General features: G+C 71.2%; 14 protein-coding genes and 2 tRNA genes. 8 read left to right on the top strand and 8 right to left on the bottom strand.

Features of this window, described 5'->3' with window-relative positions:
* Positions 1–94 precede the first annotated feature (94 nt).
* The 3 genes from HCJ94_RS22465 (at position 95) to HCJ94_RS22455 (ending at position 6,461) form a co-directional block, all read left to right on the top strand.
* Positions 95–2,953 carry a PQQ-dependent sugar dehydrogenase gene (locus tag HCJ94_RS22465; RefSeq protein WP_168003019.1) on the top strand — a complete coding sequence of 953 codons (2,859 nt, stop codon included), beginning with the start codon at positions 95–97 and terminating at the stop codon, positions 2,951–2,953.
* A 76-nt stretch (positions 2,954–3,029) separates the two neighbouring features.
* Positions 3,030–5,141, top strand: a complete 2,112-nt coding sequence (locus HCJ94_RS22460; RefSeq protein WP_168003018.1) for a ThuA domain-containing protein — start codon at positions 3,030–3,032, stop codon at positions 5,139–5,141.
* A 312-nt stretch (positions 5,142–5,453) separates the two neighbouring features.
* Positions 5,454–6,461, top strand: a complete 1,008-nt coding sequence (locus HCJ94_RS22455) for a sugar phosphate isomerase/epimerase family protein (RefSeq protein WP_168003017.1) — start codon at positions 5,454–5,456, stop codon at positions 6,459–6,461.
* 147 nt (positions 6,462–6,608) lie between these two features.
* Here HCJ94_RS22455 and HCJ94_RS22450 read toward each other — a convergent pair whose 3' ends face one another.
* From HCJ94_RS22450 to HCJ94_RS22435, 4 genes are all read right to left on the bottom strand, one after another.
* A complete protein-coding gene (locus tag HCJ94_RS22450) occupies positions 6,609–7,793 on the bottom strand; it encodes an ROK family transcriptional regulator (RefSeq protein WP_168003065.1) in 1,185 nt (394 codons plus the stop codon).
* A 135-nt stretch (positions 7,794–7,928) separates the two neighbouring features.
* Positions 7,929–8,984 carry a sugar phosphate isomerase/epimerase family protein gene (locus tag HCJ94_RS22445; RefSeq protein WP_168003016.1) on the bottom strand — a complete coding sequence of 352 codons (1,056 nt, stop codon included), beginning with the start codon at positions 8,982–8,984 and terminating at the stop codon, positions 7,929–7,931.
* Positions 8,985–9,125: 141 nt separating this feature from the next.
* Entirely contained in the window at positions 9,126–12,461 is a 3,336-nt protein-coding gene (locus HCJ94_RS22440) for a ThuA domain-containing protein (RefSeq protein WP_168003015.1), read from the bottom strand.
* A gap of 252 nt (positions 12,462–12,713) precedes the next feature.
* Entirely contained in the window at positions 12,714–13,103 is a 390-nt protein-coding gene (locus HCJ94_RS22435; protein WP_168003014.1) for a hypothetical protein, read from the bottom strand.
* Positions 13,104–13,374: 271 nt separating this feature from the next.
* Here HCJ94_RS22435 and HCJ94_RS22430 point away from each other — a divergent pair.
* The 4 genes from HCJ94_RS22430 (at position 13,375) to HCJ94_RS22415 (ending at position 17,266) form a co-directional block, all read left to right on the top strand.
* Positions 13,375–13,447: transfer RNA gene (locus tag HCJ94_RS22430), tRNA-Asn, on the top strand.
* 257 nt (positions 13,448–13,704) lie between these two features.
* Complete coding sequence (locus HCJ94_RS22425; RefSeq protein ID WP_168003013.1) at positions 13,705–15,816, top strand: MMPL family transporter; 2,112 nt, start codon at positions 13,705–13,707, stop codon at positions 15,814–15,816.
* Positions 15,806–17,047: an NAD(P)/FAD-dependent oxidoreductase gene (locus tag HCJ94_RS22420; RefSeq protein ID WP_168003012.1), complete on the top strand. Its 1,242-nt coding sequence runs from the start codon at positions 15,806–15,808 to the stop codon at positions 17,045–17,047. The genes HCJ94_RS22425 and HCJ94_RS22420 overlap by 11 nt, the downstream gene beginning before the upstream one ends.
* A gap of 142 nt (positions 17,048–17,189) precedes the next feature.
* A tRNA-Ile gene (locus HCJ94_RS22415) sits at positions 17,190–17,266 on the top strand.
* Here HCJ94_RS22415 and HCJ94_RS22410 read toward each other — a convergent pair.
* From HCJ94_RS22410 to HCJ94_RS30440, 3 genes are all read right to left on the bottom strand, one after another.
* Complete coding sequence (locus HCJ94_RS22410; protein ID WP_373684409.1) at positions 17,267–17,617, bottom strand: tyrosine-type recombinase/integrase; 351 nt, start codon at positions 17,615–17,617, stop codon at positions 17,267–17,269.
* Positions 17,618–17,932: 315 nt separating this feature from the next.
* Positions 17,933–18,451, bottom strand: a complete 519-nt coding sequence (locus tag HCJ94_RS22405) for a hypothetical protein (protein ID WP_168003011.1) — start codon at positions 18,449–18,451, stop codon at positions 17,933–17,935.
* A gap of 101 nt (positions 18,452–18,552) precedes the next feature.
* Positions 18,553–19,203, bottom strand: a complete 651-nt coding sequence (locus HCJ94_RS30440) for a hypothetical protein (protein WP_240944431.1) — start codon at positions 19,201–19,203, stop codon at positions 18,553–18,555.
* A gap of 246 nt (positions 19,204–19,449) precedes the next feature.
* On the opposite strand from HCJ94_RS30440, the gene HCJ94_RS22395 reads away from it, so the two are divergent.
* Positions 19,450–20,841 carry a UDP-N-acetylmuramoyl-tripeptide--D-alanyl-D-alanine ligase gene (locus HCJ94_RS22395; protein ID WP_205801722.1) on the top strand — a complete coding sequence of 464 codons (1,392 nt, stop codon included), beginning with the start codon at positions 19,450–19,452 and terminating at the stop codon, positions 20,839–20,841.
* A gap of 12 nt (positions 20,842–20,853) precedes the next feature.
* On the opposite strand, the gene murC is transcribed toward HCJ94_RS22395, so the two are convergent.
* Positions 20,854–22,299, bottom strand: coding sequence for a UDP-N-acetylmuramate--L-alanine ligase (murC, locus tag HCJ94_RS22390; protein WP_168003009.1), 1,446 nt, complete (start codon positions 22,297–22,299; stop codon positions 20,854–20,856).
* Positions 22,300–22,693 lie beyond the last annotated feature (394 nt).

Genomic DNA, 22,693 nt, shown 5'->3' with positions numbered 1-22,693 from the left:
CACCCGGCGGGCCGACGGCACCCCGCTACGGCATCCGGCGCGACGGCGCGCGCCCCGCCCTGGCAGTCACTCGTCAGGAAGGGACAGCACAGCGATGTCCACGAGGCACACCCCCCACCACCGCCCCTGGTCCGCCGGCGGCGCGACCCTGCTCCTGGTCGCCGCCGCCGGTACCGCCGCCCTCGGCGCCGGACCGGCCGCCCTGGGCGGCCCCACCCCGGCCCAGGCCCACCCCATCGTCGCCACCGACTTCCAGCAGGTCACCCTCGCCAAGGGCGTCGCCGAGGTCGGCGAGCCGATGACCATCGCGGTGCTGCCGGACCGCTCGGTCCTGCACACCGCCCGCAACGGCACCGTCCGCCGCACCGACGCGGCCGGCACCACGGCGGTGATCGGCACCGTCGCCGTCTACACCCACGACGAGGAGGGGTTGCAGGGCGTCGGGGTCGACCCGAACTTCGCCAGCAACCGGCACATCTACCTGTACTACGCGCCCCCGCTGTCCACGCCGGCCGGGGACGCCCCGGCGACCGGCAGCGACTTCTCGGCCTGGCAGGGCGTCAACCGGCTCTCCCGGTTCACCCTCAACGCCGACTTCACCATCAACACCGGCAGCAAGGTCGACATCCTCGACGTCCCCGCCGACCGGGGCATGTGCTGCCACGTCGGCGGTGACATCGACTTCGACGCCGCCGGCAACCTGTACCTGTCCACCGGCGACGACACGAACCCGTTCGACTCCGCCGGGTACGCGCCGATCGACGAGCGCACCAACCGCAACCCCGCGTACGACGCGCAGCGCAGCGCGGCCAACACCAACGACCTGCGCGGCAAGATCCTGCGGATCAAGGTCAACGCGAACGGGACGTACTCGATCCCGGCCGGCAACATGTTCGTCGACTCGGACGCGAGGACCCGCCCCGAGATCTACGCCATGGGCTTCCGCAACCCCTTCCGGATGAGCGTCGACAAGGCCACCGGCATCGTCTACGTCGGCGACTACGGGCCGGACGCGGGCACCACCTCCGCCCGCGGCCCGAGCGGGCAGGTCGAGTTCAACCGGGTCACCGGTCCGGGCTTCTACGGCTGGCCGTACTGCACCGGCACCAACACCGCCACCGAGACGTACGCCGAGTGGGACTTCGCCGCCGGCACCGCCGGTGCGAAGTACAACTGCACCGGCGGCCCGACGAACAACTCGTTCCGCAACACCGGCCTGCCCACGCTGCCCGGCGCCAAGCCGGCCTGGATCCGGTACGCGGGCGACGCCGGCACCCCGCCGGAGTTCGGTGGCGGCTCCGAGTCGCCGATGGGCGGCCCGGTCTACCGGTACAACGCCTCGTCGACCTCCACCACCAAGTGGCCGCAGAGCTTCGACGGGCAGTTCTTCGCCGGCGAGTTCGGCCGGGGCTGGGTGAAGCCGATCCACGTCAACGCCGACGGCTCGGTCGGCGCCATCGACACGTTCCCGTGGAACGGCAAACAGGTCATGGACATGGCGTTCGGCCCGGACGGCGCGCTCTACGTCCTGGACTACGGCACCGGCTACTTCAACGGCGACGCCAACTCGGCCCTCTACCGATACGACTACATCGGCGGCGGCAACCGCGCCCCGACGGCGGTGGCGTCGGCGGACAAGACGTCCGGCACGGCCCCGTTGACCGTGAACTTCTCCTCGGCCGGGTCGTCGGACCCGGAGGGCGGGGCGCTCACCTACTCGTGGGCCTTCGGCGACGGGACCACCTCCACGGCTGCCAACCCGGCGAAGACGTACACCGCGAACGGCACGTACACGGCCACGCTGACGGTCCGCGACCCGCAGGGCGCCACCGGCACCGCGAGCGTGCAGATCGGTGTCGGCAACACCGCGCCGACAGTCGTCATCAACGCCCCGGGCAACGGATCGCTCTTCTCCTTCGGTGACACCGTGCCGTTCAGCATCTCTGTCACCGATCCGGAGGACGGGACGATCGACTGCGCCAAGGTCAAGATGACGTACGTGCTGGGCCACGACAGCCACGGCCACCAGATCACCTCGGCGACCGGCTGCACCGGCTCGATCACCATCCCGGTCGACGGTGAGCACGACGACGCGGCGAACATCTTCGCGGTCTTCGACGCCGAGTACACCGACGCGGGCGGGCTCACCACGCACACCCAGCACATCCTCCAGCCGCGCAAGCGGCAAGCGGAGCACTACAAGACCTCGTCGGGCATCGCGACCTTCGACAAGGCCACCGCGGAAGGCGGCAAGACCGTCGGCAACATCAACAACGGCGACTGGATCGCGTTCGAGCCGTACCGGATCAACAACGTGACGTCGTTCAGCGCCCGCGTCTCCTCGGCCGGCTCCGGCGGCACCCTCCAGGTCCGCGCCGGCTCGGCCACCGGCACGGTGCTCGGCTCGGCCACGGTCCCGGTCACCGGAGCCTGGGACACGTTCACCACGGTCAACGGGACGATCAGCAACCCGCCGGCCGGCACCACGACCCTCTACCTGACCTTCGCCGGGTCGGGCACGGGCGCGCTCTACGACGTCGACTCGTTCACCTTCACCACCGGCGGTGGCGGCGGGGTCGGCCCGATCACCGGCCTGGCCGGCAAGTGCCTGGACGTCCGGAACGCCGCCACGGCCGACGGTACGCAGATCCAGATCTGGACCTGTAACGGCACGGCGGCGCAGACGTGGACGGTGACGCCGAACTCGACCATCAGGGCGCTGGGCAAGTGCCTGGACGTCTCGGGTGGCGGGTCGGCGGACGGCACGAAGATCCAGTTGTGGACGTGTAACGGCACGGGTGCGCAGAACTGGTCGGCGCAGGCCGACGGCACGGTGCGCAACCCGCAGTCGGGCAAGTGCCTGGACGTCTCGGGCAACAACTCGGCCGACGGCACGGCGGTGCACCTGTGGACCTGCCACACCGGCGCCAACCAGAAGTGGACCCTGCCCTGAGTTGATCGGAAGGGCCCCTTGTCGACGCCTAGTGTTGTACGAGGGGCCCCTCCTGACACCCCGTTGGGAGAGCGACATGCGCAGACTCCTTCGACCCGTCCTCGGCGCGGCCACCGCCGTCCTCGCCGTCCTCGCCTGCACCTCCCAGGCCGGCCCGGTCAGCGCCGCCGACGCCGCGTACGACGTGCTGGTCTTCTCCAAGACGGCCGGCTTCCGTCACGACTCCATCGCCGTCGGCACCCAGGCCATCCGGGACCTGGGCGCGGCCAACAACTTCACCGTCACCGCCACCGAGGACGCCGCCGCCTTCACCACCGGCAACCTCGCCCAGTACGAGGCCGTGGTCTTCCTCAACACCACCGGTGACGTGCTCAACGCCAGCCAGCAGACCGCCTTCGAGTCGTACATCGGCGCCGGCGGCGGGTTCGTCGGCGTGCATGCCGCAGCCGACACCGAGTACGGCTGGTCCTTCTACGGCAACCTCGTCGGCGCGTACTTCGCCTCGCACCCGGCCATCCAGCAGGCCACCGTCAAGGCCGAGAACCGTGCCCACGCGGCCACGGCCCACCTGCCGCAGACCTGGACGCGCACCGACGAGTGGTACAACTACCAGACCAACGCCCGCTCCACCGCGCGGGTGCTGGCCACCCTCGACGAGTCGTCGTACTCGGGCGGCTCGATGGGCGCCGACCACCCACACTCGTGGTGCAAGACCTACAGCGGCGGCCGGGCCTTCTACACCGGCGGCGGGCACACGCAGGCCTCGTACGCCGAGCCCGCCTTCCGTGCCCACCTGCTCGGCGGCATCCGGTACGCGGCCGGCCGCACCAAGGCCGACTGCCGTCCGGAGACGGGCTACACCACCCTCTACAACGGCTCGACCACCGGCTGGTCGCAGGCGGGGCCGGGCAGCTTCACCAACGCCGACGCCACGCTCACCTCGGTCGGCGGCATGGGTCTCTACTGGTACAGCGCGAAGCAGTTCACCAACTACTCGCTCAAGCTCGACTGGCGGCTCGCCGGTGACGACAACTCCGGCGTCTTCATCGGATTCCCGCCGTCGAGCGACCCCTGGTCGGCGGTGAACAACGGCTACGAGGTCCAGATCGACGCCACCGACGCGGCGGACCGCACCACCGGCGCGGTCTACACCTTCAAGTCCGCGGACATCGCCGCCCGGGACGCCGCGCTGAACCCGCCGGGGGAGTGGAACACCTACGAACTGCTGGTGGAGGGCGAGCGCCTCCAGGTCTTCCTGAACGGCGTGAAGATCAACGACTTCACCAACACCGACCCGGCCCGGTCGCTCGCCGGCCACATCGGACTCCAGAACCACGGTACGGGCGACGACGCCTCGTTCCGCAACATCCGGATCAAGGAGCTGGGCTCCACCCCGCCCGGCGGGAACACCACGATCCAGGCCGAGGCGTACAGCTCGGCCAGCGGGGTCTCACCGTTCACCAAGGCGGGCGCCAACGGCGGCCAGACCCTCGGCTACATCGACCCGGGCGACTGGGCCGCGTACAACGGGGTGGACCTGACCGGCGTCACCTCGTTCCGGGCCCGGGTGGTCTCCGGCGGGCCGGGCGGCACGCTCCAGGTGCGGACCGGCTCGGCCACCGGCACCCTGCTCGGCTCGGTCGCGGTGCCGAACACCGGCAGCTGGACCACCTTCGCCGACGTCACGACGACCCTGTCCGGCGTCCCGTCCGGAACGCAGAACCTCTACCTGACCTTCACCGGCTCGGGCTCGGGGCTCTACGACGTGGACGACTTCACCCTGGTGAAGGGGAGCGGCGGCACCCCCGGCACCGGCCCGATCAAGGGCCTGGCCGGCAAGTGCCTGGACGTCCGGAACGCCGCCACGGCCGACGGTACGCAGATCCAGATCTGGACCTGTAACGGCACGGCGGCGCAGACGTGGACGGTGACGCCGAACTCGACCATCAGGGCGCTGGGCAAGTGCCTGGACGTCTCGGGTGGCGGGTCGGCGGACGGCACGAAGATCCAGTTGTGGACGTGTAACGGCACGGGTGCGCAGAACTGGTCGGCGCAGGCCGACGGCACGGTGCGTAACCCGCAGTCGGGCAAGTGCCTGGACGTCTCGGGCAACAACTCGGCCGACGGCACGGCGGTGCACCTGTGGACCTGCCACACCGGCGCCAACCAGAAGTGGACCCTGCCCTGACCTGACCCCCACCCCCGGGACTCCCCGCGATCTTGCAGTTCGTGCCCCGGCATTCGTGATGAAAGCCGCGAACGAGGGGCCGAAAGTGCAAGATCGCGGGGACAGGGAGGTGGGGTCTTTCGCGACGTGCCCGTCGGAAATAGAGTGAGGGCGGCGACCGCGAGGTGGCCGGTGAGCCGACGGGAGGCGCAACCCGTCGGCCCCAGGCGCGAACGCGCCCACCGGTGCACCGTCGGGGCCGCCGGCACCCGGCACTCCCTCGCCCCGGTCACGCACGTACGGAATCCCCATCACGACAGGGGAAACAGGACCATGGCGCGACCCATCACGCTCTTCACCGGCCAGTGGGCCGATCTGCCGTTCGACGAGGTCTGCCGGCTCGCCTCCGAGTGGGGCTACGACGGCCTGGAGATCGCCTGCTGGGGTGACCACTTCGAGGTCGACAAGGCCGTCGCCGACGAGTCGTACGTCGACCGGAAGAAGGAAACCCTCGCCAAGCACAACCTCCAGGTCTTCGCGATCTCCAACCACCTGGTCGGCCAGGCGGTCTGCGACCACCCGATCGACGAGCGGCACCAGGGGATCCTGCCGGCACGGATCTGGGGCGACGGTGAGCCCGAGGGCGTACGCCAGCGCGCCGCGCAGGAGATCAAGGACACCGCCCGCGCGGCGGCGAAGCTCGGCGTCAAGACCGTCGTCGGTTTCACCGGCTCGTCGATCTGGCACACGCTCGCCATGTTCCCGCCGGTGCCGCCGGCGATGCTGGAGCGCGGCTACCAGGACTTCGCCGACCGCTGGAACCCGATCCTCGACGTCCTCGACGAGGTCGGGGTGCGCTTCGCCCACGAGGTGCACCCGAGCGAGATCGCGTACGACTACTGGACGACGAAGCGGACCCTCGAAGCGATCGGGCACCGGCCCGCGTTCGGGCTCAACTGGGACCCGTCGCACTTCGTCTGGCAGGAACTGGACCCGGTGAACTTCATCTTCGACTTCGCCGACCGGATCTACCACGTCGACTGCAAGGACGCGAAGGTGCGTACCGGCGACGGCCGGCGCGGCCGGCTCGCCTCGCACCTGCCCTGGGCGGACATGCGCCGCGGTTGGGACTTCGTCTCGACCGGCCACGGGGACGTGCCGTGGGAGGACTGCTTCCGCGCGTTGAACGCGATCGGCTACGACGGCCCGATCTCGATCGAGTGGGAGGACGCCGGCATGGACCGCCTGGTCGGTGCTCCCGAGGCGTTGCAGTTCGTCCGCCGGCTCGCCTTCGACGCCCCAGCGGCGGCCTTCGACGCCGCCTTCAGCAGCAAGGACTGACGGCAGACCCGGCCGGCTCGGGCTCTGCCCCGCCGGCCGGGTCCCCAGCCCGCGTTGATCATGAGGTTAGCGGGGCTGTCGTCGGCGTGTCACCCCGCTAACCTCATGATCAACTAGGCGCGGGCGCACGGGCCGGCGCGCGGGTGGTCAGCCTGGGGTGAGGGCGTGGTCGCTGATCAGGCGGGCGGCACCGATCACGGCGGCCCGGTCGTCGAGGTCCGACAGCACGATGGGCATCGTGCCGGTGGCCAGGGGTGCCGACCGGCGGTAGACGAGTGCCCGGATCTCGGCCAGGAGCGTGTGTCCCAGGCCGGCGGGGGCCCCGCCGATGATGACGATGGCCGGGTTCACGAAGCTGACCAGCCCGACCAGCACCTGACCCAGCCGGCGCCCCGCCTCGCGTACCACCCCGTGCGCGGCCCGGTCACCGGCACCGGCGGCGGCCGCCAGGTCGGCCACGGTGAGGTCGCCGGCCTCGGCGAGCCGGGCGGCCAGGACGGGCGAGCGGCCACCGCGCGCCGCCGCCAGCGCCGCCCCGACCAGCCCGCTGTCGCCGCAGTACGCCTCGAGGCAGCCGACCTCGCCGCACACGCAGGTCGGACCGTCCTCGGTGAGCCGCAGGTGGGCGATGTCCCCGGCGCTGCCGGTGGCACCCCGGTGCAGGCTGCCGCCGAGGACCAGGCCGCAGCCGACGCCGGAGCCGAGCGTGACGCGGAGGAAGTCGTCGAAGGTGCGCCCCACGCCGGCATGCCGCTCGCCCAGGGCGCTGACGGTGGCGTCGTTGTCGACCACGGTGGGGCAGCCCAGTTCGGCGGCGATCGTGTCGCGTACCGGGAAGCGGTGCCAGCCCGGCAGCAACGGTGCCGAGACCGGCACGCCCTCCCGCAGGTCGACCGGCCCGGGCAGGGCCACGCCGACCCCGGTGAGCCGGCCCAGGCCGAGGTCCGCCCGGAGCTTGCCGATCAGCTCCACCGCGCGACCGACCACGGCTTCCGGTCCCTGCCGGACGTCCACGGGCTCGGCGAGGTCGGCGAGCGGCGTCAGCTCCCCGTCGGTGACGGTGACCGTCAGCTCCCGCGTACCGACGACGACGGCGGCGAAGCGTACCCCGCGCCCGAGGCGCAGCAACGACGAGCGCCGGCCGCCGCGGGAGGCGGCCGGCCCGGCGCTCTCCACCAGCCCCACCTCGGTCAACCGCTCGATCTCGGCGACGAGCCGCGCACGGGCCAGGCCCAGCGCGTCGCCCAGCTCCACCCGGGACCGGGGGCCCTGGTCGCGCAGCAGCGTGACCAGGCGTGCCTGGTCCGCGTTCTCCGGCCGGACGGAGACCATCTCCACCACCTCCCGGCCGGAGTCTGCCACGGTCTTGTTACCACCCCGTAGCGCGCCGGGGCCGCGCCCGGTGAAACCGGACGCGGCCTCGGCCCGCGCCCGACGACCGGGCGCGGCCCCCCTGTATCGGGTCCGTCAGCCCCGCAGACCCGCCATGTGCTGGAAGCTCACCTCGGCGTAGCGCAGGGACCGACCCGGGTCGGCGGTGCCGCCCGGAGCGTTGTCCTGCTCCCACATCGGGTTGTGGTAACCCTTCGCGCCCATGTTCGCGAAGAAGTTGCCGTAGTCGATGTCGCCCTGGCCGAGCGGCACCATGTCGTACCCGGCGCTGCTGGCCGGGTTGAACGCGCCGTCCTTGGCGTGGAACAGCGGGAACCGGATCGGCTGCGCCGCCACGACGGCCAGCGGGTCGAAGACGCTGGTCTGCACCACGCCGTCCGGGTCGGTGTAGGTCCTGAACCGGTGCTGGGCCACGTGCGCCCAGTAGATGTCCATCTCGAACCAGACCCACTCCGGGTTGGTGCGGGCGATGAAGTACTCCAGCTTCCGGACGCCGGACGAGCGGGTCGGCCGGCCCAGGGCGTCCAGCGGCCCGCTGTCCAGCAGGAAGTTGTACGCGGCGTCGTGGTTGTGGGTGTAGAGCTTCAGCCCCCGGGCGGCCGCCATCTCCCCGAAGAGGTTCCAGCGGTCGATCGCGGCGTCCCAGTCGGCCTTGTAGTTGCTGCCGGTCGGGTCGCTGCCGGTGCCGATGTGGCTCATGCCGAGGATCTCGGCGGTGTCCAGCGTCCGCTCGAACGCGGCGATGGTGTCCGGGGTGACGCTGCCCGGGATCGAGGCGTGCGAGCCGTTGGCGCGCAGCCCGTTGTCGTCGAGGATCTTGCGGATCTCCTCCGGGGTGATCTGCCGGCCGAGGATCGCCGTGCTCTGGTTGTAGCCGGCGAACTCGACCTCCTTGTAGCCGATCTCGGCGAGCCGGGCGAGCACCCGCTCGAACCCGTACGGCACCTCCGGGGCGTTGGTCGGGGCGGCGCTGATCCGGTCCCGGACGCTGTACAGGATGATGCCCCGCTTGCCGGCGGGGACGAGCAGGCCGTTGCCGTCGGCGCCGGCGGCGGAGGCCAGGCCGGTGGCGCCGACGGCCGCCGCGCCGGCGACGCCGGCCAGGGCGCCGAGCATCCGACGACGGCTCATTCCGTGCTGACTGTGGTTCATCTGCTGCTGCCTTTCCTCGGTGCGGTGGTTCCGGTGTCCGGGTCACCGGTGGTGACCCGGGTTGGTCAGGGGGGTGGGTCCGGGGCCGCTGGTGCGGGGCGGCCCCGGACCCGGACCGGGTTACGGGCTGACGCCGATGCCCGTGCCGGTGAACTCGACCCAGTTGAGGTTTCCGAAGCCGCCGGTCGGCCCACCGGGGACGGTGGCGAAGACCAGGTAGAGGCGGTGTGGGCCGCCCGGGTCGGTGATCGGCACGGTGGTGCTGGTGAACGCGTTGTTGCCGGTGGTCGCGTTGACCGTGGCCGTGGTCAGCAGCGGGCCGGTCGGCGAGTCCAGCCGGAGCTGGACGGCGAACCGGGGCTGCCCGGCCGTCGCGGCGCTGCCGCCCGACGTACGCAGCGTGACCGACTGCATGTTGCGCAGGTCGACCGTGTTGTTGATCGCGATCCAGTCACCCGGGTCGAGGCTGCCGCGTTGCTGCCCGCCGCCGGTGTCGGCGCTGTTGCCGACGGTCGTACCGGACTCGTCCCGGGCGAACTCCACCTGCTGCCGCTTGTCCTGGATGATCTGCTGGTCGACCGTGGTCAGCGCCGGCTGCCCGTTCGCTCCCTTGTCGGTGTACGACGCGCTGACCACGCCGTAGATGTAGCCGCCGTGGGATGCGTCGTCGGCCAGTGTGGGCAGGACGCCGGAGCAGCCGAACTGGTTGGCCTCACCGTGCCCGTGCTGGTCGTGCCCGAGGACGAAGGTCACCTCGACCTTGGCGCAGTCGATCGGGCCGTCCTCCGGGTCGGTGACCGTCACCGACCACGGGATGCTGTCGCCCCAGCTGAAGAAGCCGCCCTCGGCCGGCGTCGTGACGGTCACCGTCGGCGCGGTGTTGCCCACCGTGATGGTGGTGTTGGCCGACGAGGACTTACCGCTGGAGTCGGTCACCGTCAGGCGGGCGGTGTAGACGCCGTTGGCCGTGTACGTGTACGTCGGGTTGGGGTCGATGGAGTCGGTGGTGCCGTTCCCGTCGAAGTCCCACGCGAACGAGATGGAGTCCGCCGGGTCCGGATCCCTCGACCCTTCGCTGGAGAACGCCACGGTCAGCGGCGCGATCCCGTTGGTCGGCGTGGCGGTGACCGTCGCGATCGGCGCCCGCAGCCCCTTGACGTAGCTGAACTTCAGCATCGCCGCGTCCGGGTTGACGTTGAAGAAGCCGTCCCCGTACGTCAGCAGGTAGAAGTTGCCGTCCGCACCCCACTTCATGTCCATCGGGTTGTCGCAGAGGAACGGCCGGGTGGGCGTGGTGGGCGCCTGCCCGCAGTTCAACACGTTGTTGATCTTCAGGATGTCGCCCTGCGAGTCGAGCCGGACCTCCTTCAGGGTGTCCCGGGTGAACTCGCCGAAGAAGATCGCGTCGTCGAAGTACGCGGGGAACTTCGTCTCCGACCTCAGCTCCGGGTCGTAGTCGTACTTCGCCGCGCCGTGCGGGCCCACCCCGCCGGTGCCGAGCTCCGGGAAGAGCACCGGGCAGGTCTGCGTCGGTGTCGACAGGTACGACTCCGGGCAGGGGGTGGGCGCCTGGAAGGAGTACCAGAGCTCGGACTTCTCCACCGTCGGCAGGTCGGTCAGGCCGGTGTTGTGCCGCGAGGTGTTCTTCGGCGCCGCGCAGTCGAACGGCGCCACCGGCGAGATGGGACTGGTGGTCCAGTTCATCTCGATGTACGGCAGGTTCGGCTGCACGCACATCGGCCAGCCGTAGTTGGCCGGCTTGTCGACCACCATCATCCGGCCGGTGCCCGCCGGACCCCGGCCCACCGCGGCGGTGGAGGAGTCGGGGGAGTAGTCGGTGATGTAGGCGACGTCGTCCTTGTCGAGGGTGATCCGGAACGGGTTCCGGAAGCCCATCGCGTAGATCTCCGGCCGGGTCTTCTCCGTGCCGGCCGGGAACAGGTTGCCCGCCGGCACGGTGTAGCTGCCGTCCTGCTGGACGGTGATGCGCAGGATCTTGCCGCGCAGGTCGTTGGTGTTGGCGGAGCTGCGCCGGGCGTCCACGAAGGGCGCCTGGTACACGCCGGTGGCGCTCACCGAGTCGTTGTGCGGCGAGAAGCCGCCCGAGCCGCCGCCACCGGCGGGGGTGTCGTCGCCGGTGACCAGCCACAGGTTGTTCTTCGAGTCGAAGGCGATGTCGCCGGCCACGTGGCAGCAGGCACCCCGGTCCACCGGGACCTGGAGGATCTTCTGCTCGGTGGCCAGGTCGAGCGACGGGTTCTCGCCGTCGACGAACTTGAAGCGGGACAGCTGGAAGTAGCCCTTCCACCGGTCCCAGGCCGTCGGGTCCGTGCTGGTGGTCGGTGCGCCTCCGGCGGGGGTGTCCAGCGGGGGCGCGTAGAACAGGTAGACCCAGCGGTTCGTCGCGAAGTCGTTGTCGATCGCCGGGCCGTACATCCCGTCCTCGCTGTGGGTGTAGACGGGGATCTGCGCCAGCACCGTCGTCGAGTTGCGCTCCGGGTCGTGCAGGCGTACGCCGCCACGCCGGTCGGTCTGGATCACCCGGCCGTCGGGGAGCACGTCGAAGCCGATGGGCTCGTTGACGTTGGGCTGTGCCCCGATCACGGTCATCTGGTAGTTGGCGAGCACGGTCGCACCGCAGTCACCGTCGGTCACCCCGGCCGCCCACTGGATGGCGCCGCCCAGGTGGGCCCGCAGGTCGGTGCCGCCGAAGCTCTCCGGCGTGGCACCGAGTCCGGTGTAGAACGACCGGCCGCCCTGGTGGTCCTTGCACCAGGTGATCGGGTGGTCGAAGCCCATCGACCCACCGGCGTACGACTTCTCGTCCACGGTGGCCAGGACGTGCGAGACGCCCCGGACGTTGGCCGCGAAGTTGTACCACCGGTCGGTGTGGGTCCAGCGTTCCGGCAGCGACGCGGACGCCGGGTGGACCCGGTCGGCGACGGTGACCGTGGCCGGGCCGGCCGCCGTGGCCGCTCCGGCGGCCCGGGTTCCGAGCACGTTGTCCAGGAAGGACCAGCCCGGTTCGGCCTCGATCGCCGAGTGGACCCCGACGAACCCGCCGCCGTTGCGGTAGTACCGCTCGAACGCGGCCTGCTGCGTGTCGGTGAGCACGTCACCGGCGGTGTTGAGGAATACGACCGCCCGGAACTGCTTCAGGTGCGGCCCGTCGAACTTGCGGGGGTCGTCGGTGACCTCCACGGTGAACCGTCGCTCGTTGCCGAGCTGCCGGATGGCGTCGACCCCGGCCGCGGTGGCGGCATGGCTGCCACCGGCGGAACGGGTGAACACCAGCACCTTGTACTCGATGCCGTTGCTGTCGGGGGCGGGCGTGGTCAGGACCGGAGCGGCGGACGCCGGTTCCGGCTGCGGTGTGGCGGTCGCGACGAGTGTCGCGCCGACGAGGGTGAGGAGACTGAGGTAGGTGGTGGCCCTTCGGCCGGTCGGTCTGCGCATCGAACCTCGCTCTGGTCGGGCGGGTCCGCCTCAGCGCGATCGCTGAGGAGGTCGCGGGACAAAGAGCCTGGCCAGGTTCTACGCGAGACGATATTTGCGTACGGGAGCAAAGAGAAGAGGCTAGCGGCAGAAGTTTCCGTCAGATCGTGCGAACTTTCGTTCCGAAAAGGAGAAAGTTGGTCTCGGGCTGCCGGTCGTCCATACGCCAGTGGGCCGGTCGTCCGAGACGACCGGCCCACTGAGGCGTACGTGTTACAGGGTGCTGCTGCCCGAGCCCGACGGCTTGGTGCGGGACGCGCTGGTGGCCGACGACCCGGAGGTCGAACCGCTACCGGCGGAGCCGGACTTGGCGCCGATGGTGGCCGGCGTGCCGGCGAAGGCGTCGTCGGCGGCGGTCAGCTCCTGCTTGTGGCCGTTGCCGCTCAGCTTCTCGCCCAGCTTCGACTGGCCGAGCTTGTCCTTGCCCTCGCTGTAGAGCCGGGTCGCCTGGGCCTGCGCGACGCCGGCCGCCTCCTGGACGGTCGGGTGGTCGAGGACCTTGCGGCCCCGGATCACCAACTCCTCGTACTTCTCCCGGCCGGCACGGGCGCCCAGGACGAATCCCGCAGCCAGCCCGCCAAGAAACATGATCTTTCCGCGCATGGCGGCTCCTTCCGTACCTGACGCGCCGTCGTCCCGCCACATACCCCGTCGGGACAGACCGATGCGCCTGCGTCTTGTCGTCGGCAGCTAACTACCCATCCTCCTCTCCGCTCATACCTGCTTGTGCCGCGATGGCGATTTGTCCAGTTATATCCCGTGGCAAGCGGCCGGCGGACGCGAGGTAACCCCCTGGACCAACACCCCGGGGAGTCCTGTACTCTTGTCCCGTCGCACGGAGCCGGAGAGATCCGGAAGCCGGGCGACGGCACGATCCCCCGTAGCTCAATTGGCAGAGCAGCCGGCTGTTAACCGGCAGGTTTTTGGTTCGAGTCCAAACGGGGGAGCTCCTCTTCACCACGACGCCCGCCGGCAAGCCGGCGGGCGTTTTCGTCGTTCCCGGCCCCACTCTCGCCGATCTTGCACTTTCTGCCCCGACGAACCGCGCAAACAGCCCATCTCGAGGGCCAGAAGTGCAAGATCGACGGAGTGGAGGTGGGGTGGTTTCGGCTCCGGCGCGCGGCTTCGGCGGGCAGGATGGGTGATGTCGGCCTAGGCTTCCTGATGCGTCGAATGGTGCGTCGAATCACTTTGGGTGGTGCGGATGTCCGGACGAGGCGGTCGGGTCACGCTGGTCGCGCTGCTGGTCGTCCTCGCCTGGCTGGTGATCGGTGGTGTGGCCGGGCCGTACTCCGGGCGGCTCGGTGAGGTCGCCACCAACGACAACGCGTCCTTCCTCCCCGCCGACGCCGAGGCGACCCGCGCCCAGGAGCTGTCCAAGCGGTTCGTCGACGACCCCATCGTGCCGGCGCTCGTCGTCTACGAACGCACCGCCGGCGTCACCGACGCGGACCGGCAGCGGATCGCCGCCGACGTCGCCCGATTCGCCGAGATCCCCGGCGTGGTCGGCCCGCTGCCGCCCCCGATCCCCAGCGAGGACGGGCAGGCGGTGCAGGTGGTCGTGCCGATCGACGACGACCGGGGTGAGGAGATCGGAACGGTCGTCGAGGAGCTGCGCGACGTCGCCGGCGCCGACCGGGACGGGCTCGCCGTCGACGTGGCCGGGCCCGCCGGCCTGCTCGCCGACCTGATCGAGGTGTTCTCCGCGATCGACGGGACGCTGCTGCTCGTCACCCTCTGCGTGGTGCTGGTCATCCTGCTGGTCGTCTACCGCAGCCCGGTGTTGTGGATCTTCCCGCTGCTGGCCGCCGGCATGTCCTTCGGCCTGGCGTCGGTCTTCGTCTACCTGCTCGCCGACGCCGGCGCGATCACCCTCAACGGGCAGGCCCAGGGCATCCTCACCGTGCTGGTCTTCGGCGCCGGCACCGACTACGCGCTGCTGCTGGTCGCCCGCTACCGGGAGGAGCTGCACCGGCTCGAGCGCCCCTGGGACGCGATGAAGGCGGCCTGGCGCGGCGCGGCCCCGGCCATCGTCGCCTCCGCCGGCACCGTCATCGTCAGCCTGCTCTGCCTGCTGCTGTCCAGCCTCAACTCCAACCGCGCACTCGGGCCGGTCTCGGCCATCGGCATCGCCGCCACGCTGCTGGTGATGCTCACCTTCCTGCCGGCCCTGCTGCTGCTCGGCGGGCGGTGGGCGTTCTGGCCCCGCCGGCCGCTCGTCGGCCGCGCCGATCCCCGCACCGACGGCATCTGGAGCCGGGTGGCCCGGTTCGTGGCGCGGCGGGCCCGCGTGGTCTGGCTGGTCACGAGCGTCGTGCTGGCCGCCTCGGCGATCGGCCTCACGCAGCTCGGCGTGACCACCCTCGGCCAGAGCGACCTCTTCACCGAGCGGACCGAGTCGGTCGCCGGGCAGGAGGCCATCGCCCGGCACTACCCGGCCGGCACCGGCAGCCCCGCCACCATCTTCACGACGCAGGAGACCGCGCGGCAGGTCGCCGAGGTGGCGCAGGGCGTCCCCGGCGTCGCGGCGGTACGCCCGGTCACCGACGCCCCGACCGGGCCCCCGGCCCCGACCGCGCCGCCGAAGGTCGTCGACGGCATCGTCCAACTGGAGGCCACCCTCGCCGACCCGCCCGACTCCGACGGCGCCGAGCGCGCCATCCGGGATCTGCGCGTCGCCGTGCACGCGGTACCGAACTCGCGGTCGGTGGTCGGCGGCTTCACCGCCATCAACGTGGACACCGCCGACGCCTCCCGACGCGACCAGAACGTCATCATCCCGGTCGTCCTGCTCGTCATCGCGATCATCCTGGCGCTGCTGCTGCGGGCGGTCCTCGCCCCGGTCCTGCTGATCGCCACCGTGCTGCTCAGCTTCGCGGCCACACTCGGCCTCTGCGCGCTGATCTTCAAGTACGTCCTGGACTTCCCCGGCGTGGACGCCTCGTTCCCGCTGTTCGCCTTCGTCTTCCTGGTGGCCCTCGGCATCGACTACAACATCTTCCTGATGAGCCGGGTCCGGGAGGAGTCGGTCCGGCGCGGCACCCGCGCCGGCGTGCTCACCGGTCTCGCGGTCACGGGTGGTGTCATCACGTCCGCCGGCATCGTGCTCGCCGCCACGTTCAGCGCCCTCGCCGTGCTCCCGCTGGTCGTGCTCGTCGAGCTGGGCGTGGCGGTCGCCGTCGGCGTACTGATCGACACCATCGTGGTGCGCTCCCTGCTGGTGCCCGCCCTGTCGTACGACATCGGCCCGAAGATCTGGTGGCCGGGCCGGATGTCGCGGGCCGACGGTGAGCGGGAGGCGCAGCGTGCTGGCTGATACCGACGTGGTGATCGTCGGCGGCGGCCTGGCCGGCCTGGCGGCGGCCCGGCGACTGCACCGGGCCGGCGTGCCCTGGCGCCTGCTGGAGGCGAGCGGCCGCCTCGGCGGGCGCGTCGCCACCGACGCGGTCGACGGCTTCCTGCTCGACCGCGGCTTCCAGGTGCTCAACACCGCCTACCCACGGCTCGGCACGCTGCTGGACGTCGACCGGCTCCACCTCGGGTACTTCACCTCCGGCGTGCTGGTCCGCCGGGGCGGCGCCCTCACGCGGCTGGTCAACCCGCTGCGGGAACCGGCCGGCGCCCCCGGCACCGCCCTGGCCGGTGTCGGCTCGCTGCGGGACCGGCTACGGTTCGCCGCACTCGCCACCGGCTGCGCCACGCTGCCCGCCCGGCGGCTGCTGGACGCCCCCGAGACCACCACCGAGGCGGCGCTGCGCCGCGCCGGCCTCTCCGACGCGATCACCGAGGAGCTGCTGCGACCGTTCCTCTCCGGCGTGTTCATCGACCGCCAGCTGGAGACCTCCAGCCGCGTGTTCGCCATGGTGCTGCGCTCCTTCGCGCGCGGGCGCATCGGCCTCCCGGCCGAGGGGATGGCCGCGCTGCCCCGCGCCGTGGCCGCCCCGCTCCCCGCCGACCTGATCCACCTGGACACCCCGGTCGCCGAGGTGGCACCCGGCCGGGTCCGCACCCAGGCCGGCGACATCGCCGCCCGCGCCGTCGTGGTCGCGGTCGACCCGCCGGCGGCGGGGACGCTGCTGCCGATGCTGGCACGGGTACGCATGCACAGCTACACGACCTACTACCACGCGACCGACACACCGCCCCTGGAGGAGCCGATCCTGCTCGTCGACGGCGACCGGCGGGAACTGGTCGCCAACACCGTCGTCGTCAGCAAGACCGTGCCGACGTACGCCCCGGAGGGGCGGCACCTCGTCGCCACCTCGGTGGTCGGGCCGTCCGCCCCACCCGAACCGGTGATCCGGGAGGAGCTGACCCGCCTCTACGGACGGTCCACGGCGGACTGGACCCACCTCACCACCGTGTCGGTCCCCGACGCGCTGCCCGCCGCACCGCCGCCGCAGGGCCTGCTGCGCAAACCGGTGGCTCTGGGCGAGGGGCTCTTCGTGGCCGGCGACCACCGGGACAGCCCCTCCATCCAGGGCGCGCTGGCCAGCGGCTGGCGTACGGCCGGCGCGGTCCTGGCACACCTGCGCCCGCCCGCCTGACACCTCCTCGCGGCGGTGGCGTGGCTGCGCGCTGTTATCCTCGCGTTGCCCATCGTGCTGCTGCGCCAGGCGCCGTGAGCGACGGGAGCCGGTTCGTGCTGGCCGCTGATCAACCGGGCGGGTTACGATCCGGCGCGGTGCCGGGGCGGTAGCTCAGCCGGTTAGAGCAGGGGACTCATAATCCCTCGGTCGCGGGTTCGAGTCCCGCCCGCCCCACCATCAGGAAGCGCGCTTGACCTGCTGTTTCTTGCTGGCTTTGTGATCTTTTCCACTGTTCGGCGTCGATGGAGAAGGGCGCTGTGAGCCCGAGGTGAGCCCGGCGGTGCGCTTGGAGCGCTGGTGCGGGACCAGGCGGGCGGCTGCTTCGGCCGCTTCGCGTGCCAGCTCCGGCAGAACCGAGGTGTAGGTGTCGGAGGTCAGCGAGATCGACGAGTGGCCGAGCATGTCCTGAACCACCTTCATTTCGGTGCCTGCCGCGAGAGCGATCGTGGCCGCGCCGTGGCGGAGGTCATGCAGGCGGATCGGCGGCAAGCCCGCCTTGCGTACCAGTCGATCGAAGTAGTCCGACAGCCAGTTGGGCTCGACCCACTCACCGGTCGGGCGGGTGAACAGACGGCCGCTCTCGACCCACGCCGCGCCGGCTTCCTCCCGGGCCTTCTGCTGCCGATCAAGTGCTGCGCCGCCTGCTCGCCGACGACGCCACCCGCGAGACCAAAGACCAGGTATGGCGGCACATCGTCGGCCAGGTCCGCGACGACCCCGACAACCGCGAAGACTGGAACCTCTACGCCCTCGGCGTCGCCGCCGGTGGACTCCTCAGCCGCTCCGCCCGCCTCGCCATGCCAGACGACCCCGCCAAGCGCGTGATCGAAGCTCCGTACAGGCTCATTCACGCCTTCCTCGACCGGATGCAAGCCACCGTGACCACCGCGGGGCGGCGGTGGCGCGGCGTTTGGATGCGTTGCTTTGGGACAGGTTCAGCTCGGTGGCGACCTGGCCGAGGGGTTCGCCGTCGAGGTAGGTGCGTCGTAGAAGTTCGGCGCTGGTGGGGTCGATGCGGTCGCCGGGCGGCATCTGCGCGGACTGGGCAACGAATTCTTGTAGGCGGGCGATGACGGCGTCCGCGCCTCGGGGGTCGGGTCCGTTGTGGTGCTTGGCGTGGTGGGCGCTGAGTTCGTCGTCGCCGCCCACGGGCACTTCTCGGGGTTCTTCCTCGCGGAGGCGGTTGATGCGGGCTTGGTGCTCGGCGGCGGTTTCGTCGGGGCGGCGGGTGAGCTGTTTGCGGCGGTGCTCGGTGCGTCCGCTGGCGTGGTCGTACGCGCCGCCGAGTAGCCGGGAGTAGACGTTGGGCCGGTCGATGTCCAGCCGCCAGCGAGTGCCGGCCCGGCAACTCCGACGACTCATCGCCCGCCGCATACCCCAACAGCGACCACACGACAGCTAGACGCCGAAGTCCGGCCGCCCCCGTGAACGCGCACCGCACCCACGAGGCGGCCGGACGGCCATCAGGCGACCGGAGCAACCGTCGAGGGGTGCTTGTCCCCGCCCCACCCGTACCGGGCCGCTTCCACCACCACCCGCGTCACCGCTTCCTCGATCAGCGCCCGCGACTCCGTGTCGTCCTCAACCCGCCACCCGTAGCGGGACGTCGCGTCCAGAAACACCACAATCGCGTTCACCACGGGACTGACCCGGAACACCAGCGACCACGGCGGCCCGTGCACCCGCAGCGCCACCCCGCCGTCGCCGGGAACGACCCGCAGCACACCCGGCCCGCCCCGCTCCACCACAGCGGCAGCCTCCACGAAAGGTTGCCGCATTGCCGGATCATCGCCCAACCGCGCCGGCATCAGTTGTTGCACGATCACATCCGTCCCACCGCGCCACGGGTCAATCGTCGGCTGATTCGCAAGAGCGTTAGCCACCTGATCGGCCAGCGCCCGACGCCGCCGCGCCGCCTCCGACAACCCCCGAGGCTCCACAGCACGCTTGCCGAACGGCACGGCCGGATCACCCACCGGCAGCACCATCATCGGCGTGTCCGCACCGGCCGCCTGAGCGCGCCACACCTCCTCGTGACCAACCGCAGACCGCCTGTTGTACAGATCATCAGCCCACGACGCCCACGCCACCCGCGTACGCGGCTTCGGCAACATCCACCGATCCGAACGCAACCGCCGACGCGCCGACCGCCGAGCCCACACGCTCCGGCTACGGGCAGGCGATATGCGGTACATAAACAACAGCTTGGCACAGTGCCAGTTGGCACCGCGACAGTTGACCTCGTGCCAGTGGGCAACGTGCCAGCAGCAGTCGACGGGCAGGCCCCCACGATCCGGCTACACCCATCGGTGACCGCCCACCCCGCTCACTGCACACGGTAGGTTCATCACGTGCTTCCGATGACTCTGCGAGAGATCACGGCCGTTGTCGGTGGAACCGTCTACGACGCTGCCGACACGGTGACGGTGACCGCCCCGGTGGTGTTCGACAGCCGGCGTGTTGAGCCCGGTGGGATGTTCGTGGCGCTGCCCGGTGAGCGGGTCGACGGGCACGACTACGCCGCCCACGCCGTGGAGGCCGGCGCAGTGGCGGTGCTCGCGTCGCGGCCGGTCGGGGTGCCGGCGGTGGTCGTCGACGACGTGCCGACCGCGTACGGGCGGCTCGCCCGCGCGGTCGTGGACCGGTTGCCGCAGACCACCGTGATCGGCGTGACTGGCTCGGTGGGCAAGACATCGACCAAGGACATCCTCGCCCAGGTGCTGCCGGCATGGGGTGAGACGGTGGCTAACCGGGCGTCGAACAACAACGAGCTTGGGTTGCCGTACACGGTCAGCCGCGCCACCGCGGACACCCGCTATCTCGTGTTGGAGATGGGCGCGCGCGGGATCGGGCACGTGGCCTACCTGACCCGGATCGCCCCGCCCACCGTCAGCGTTGTCACGCGCGTCGGTCACGCGCACCTTGGCGAGTTCGGGTCGGTGGAGAACATCGCCCAGGCCAAAGGCGAGATCGTGGAAGCCCTTCCCGACGCGAGCGACGGTGGCCTAGCCGTGCTCAACGGCGACGACCCGTTGGTGACCGCCATGGCTTCCCGCACGGCCGCCCGGGTGCTCCGCTACGGCATCGAGCAGCCAGCCGACGTGCGCGCCGAGAGCGTGACGGTGGACGAGCTGGGCCGTGCCTGCTTCCGGCTCGTGCACGACGGCCAGGCCGCCGAAGTGCGGTTGTGCCTCTACGGGTTGCACCAGGCGTCCAACGCCCTTGCCGCCGCCACCGTCGCCCTCGGTCTGGGGCACCCGATCGAGGCGGTAGCCGAGGCGGTGTCGCACGCGAAGGCGGTGTCGCCGGGCCGGATGCAGGTCAGCACCCGCGCGGATGGGGTGACGGTCATCAACGACGCCTACAACGCCGCCCCGGACGCGATGCGCGCCGCTTTGCGGGCGCTACACGCCATGGCCGGCGACGGCCGGCGGGCGGTGGCGGTGTTGGGTGAGATGGCCGAGCTGGGCGACCACGCCGGGCAGGTACACCGCGAGATCGGGCAGCAGGTAGCCGAGATCGGCGCGGGCTGGCTGGTCGCCATCGGCGGCACCGACGCCGCACAGTACGCGGACGGGGCTGCCGGCAGCGGCACGGTGGTGGATCGGGCGGCGAACGTGGCCGAGGCGTGGGAGCTACTGCGCGACGGGCTACGGGCGGGCGATGTGGTGTTGGTTAAGGCAGCCAACAGCGCCGGGCTTCTCGCGCTTGCGGACAAGCTGATCGAGGAACCCGGCGCTGTCACCGCCTGACGAGGGAAGGGATCAGGCGGACAGAGCGACCTCGGATCGGCTACCCAGGCTGTCCAAGATCGCCCGGCCGTAGCCGGTCACGTCGCCGGTGCCCATCGTCAGTACCACATCACCACTGCCGGCCATCCGGGCAATGACCCGCGCCGCGTGGTCCGGGCCGAGCGGCAGGCAGTACCGGCCGTCGCGTAGCCGCGCCACGATCGCGGTCGTGTCTGCCTCCGGACGGCCAGCCGGCACGGTGCCGTGCACGTCCAAGAGCAGGACGTGATCGGCCTTCTCCGCCAGGACTCCGCCGATGCGGTCCCCGAAGGCCAGGACGCGGGCGTGTCCGGACGGCTGGAACACCACGATGACTCGCCCCCGCGCCAGGGTGCGCGCGGCGTCCAGGTCGGCGGCGATCTCGTTGGGGTGGTCGGCGTAGGAGTCAATCACCGTCACCCCGGCCCGGGTGTCGATGTGCTCGAACCGGCGGCGCAACCCGGCGAAGGTGCACGCCCCGCCGGCCACGTCGGCCGGGTCCAGACCCAGCACCACCGCGCACGCCACCGCCGCCGCCATGTCGTCCAGATGGTGCGCCGCCGGGGTCGGCAGGGTCAACCGGACCTGCGTGCCGTTGGGCAGCCGCACCGTGGCCGACGCCGACCAGCCCTCGGCGTGCACGTCCAAGAGCCGAACGTCCGCCGTGCGGTCCCGGCCGTAGCGCAGCACCGTCAGATCGGGTCGCTCGTCGGTGATCACGTCAGCGGCCACCGTCGCACCCACACAGTCCGCGTTGACGATCAGGAACCCGTCCGGGGCGATCCGGCCGCCGAACCCGACATAGGCGCGCATCACGTCGGCGTGGCTTAGGAAGTTCTCCGGGTGGTCGTCGGTCACGTTCGTCATGACCGCGATCGACGGGGTGAGGAAGTGAAACGAGCGATCCGACTCGTCCGCCTCCGCGACCAGCAGCCGGGACCGCCCGAGACGGGCGCCCGACCCCGGGACGGTCAGGTCGGCCCCGATCAGGTGCGTCGGGTCCTCCCCGAGAGCGCAAAGGATGTGGGCCAGCATCGCCGCCGTGGTGGACTTGCCATGCGAGCCGGATACCGCCACCAGCCGGCGCGAAGCGGCCAGCGAGTCGAGAACCTGTGCCCGGTGCACCACCGGGATACCGGCGACGCGGGCCGCGCGGACCTCCGGCGCGTGCTGCGCCACAGTCGTGTAGACGACGCAGCTCGCCCCGTCGATATGCGCCGGGTCGTGCCCCACCTGCACCTGCACACCGGCCGCACGCAGCGCCGCCAGGGTGGCCGAATCGTGCAGGTCGCTGCCGCTGACCTGATGGCCCAGCTCGGCCAGCAGCCGCGCCAGGCCGGACATCGCGCAACCGCCGATGCCCACGAAGTGCGGACGGGACAGGTTGATCGGGCCGGTGTAGGCCTCGATCGTCGGGTTACCGGTGACCGTGTCGGTCATGGTGCCGTGTCTCCTTCGGTAGAGCTGACAGGGTGGTTTCAAGAGCTGACGTGCTAGGGAGTCCACTCCTTCCGATCGATGCGATTCCTTGCGCGGCCGAGCTGGCCTCGGGTCACCAGCTCGGCCGCGCGAGTCCAATCGATCTGCGTCGCCCATCCGCCGGCCGCACCGCCGCAGCGCGCCTGACATCCGATCCAGGGCCGCCCGACGACATCAGCACTCACGACGCAGCACCGACCCATGGCCCGGGATGAGCCCGCGGCCGACCCGGCGCGCGCTCCGCAGCGGCGCGCGCCGGGGCCGAGTCAGGCAACGTGCATGCCTCGTCAGCGGCAACGGATCGCGGAGCAGCCAGGAAGCCCGGACCACCGACGCGGCGCGCGTTGACTAGCTC

It is taken from the genome of Micromonospora thermarum, from assembly GCF_012034245.1.
GTDB classification, from domain to species: Bacteria; Actinomycetota; Actinomycetes; order Mycobacteriales; family Micromonosporaceae; genus Micromonospora; species Micromonospora thermarum.
The sequence above is the reverse complement of the archived record's forward strand: the minus strand, read 5'-3'. Positions and strand labels throughout refer to the sequence as shown.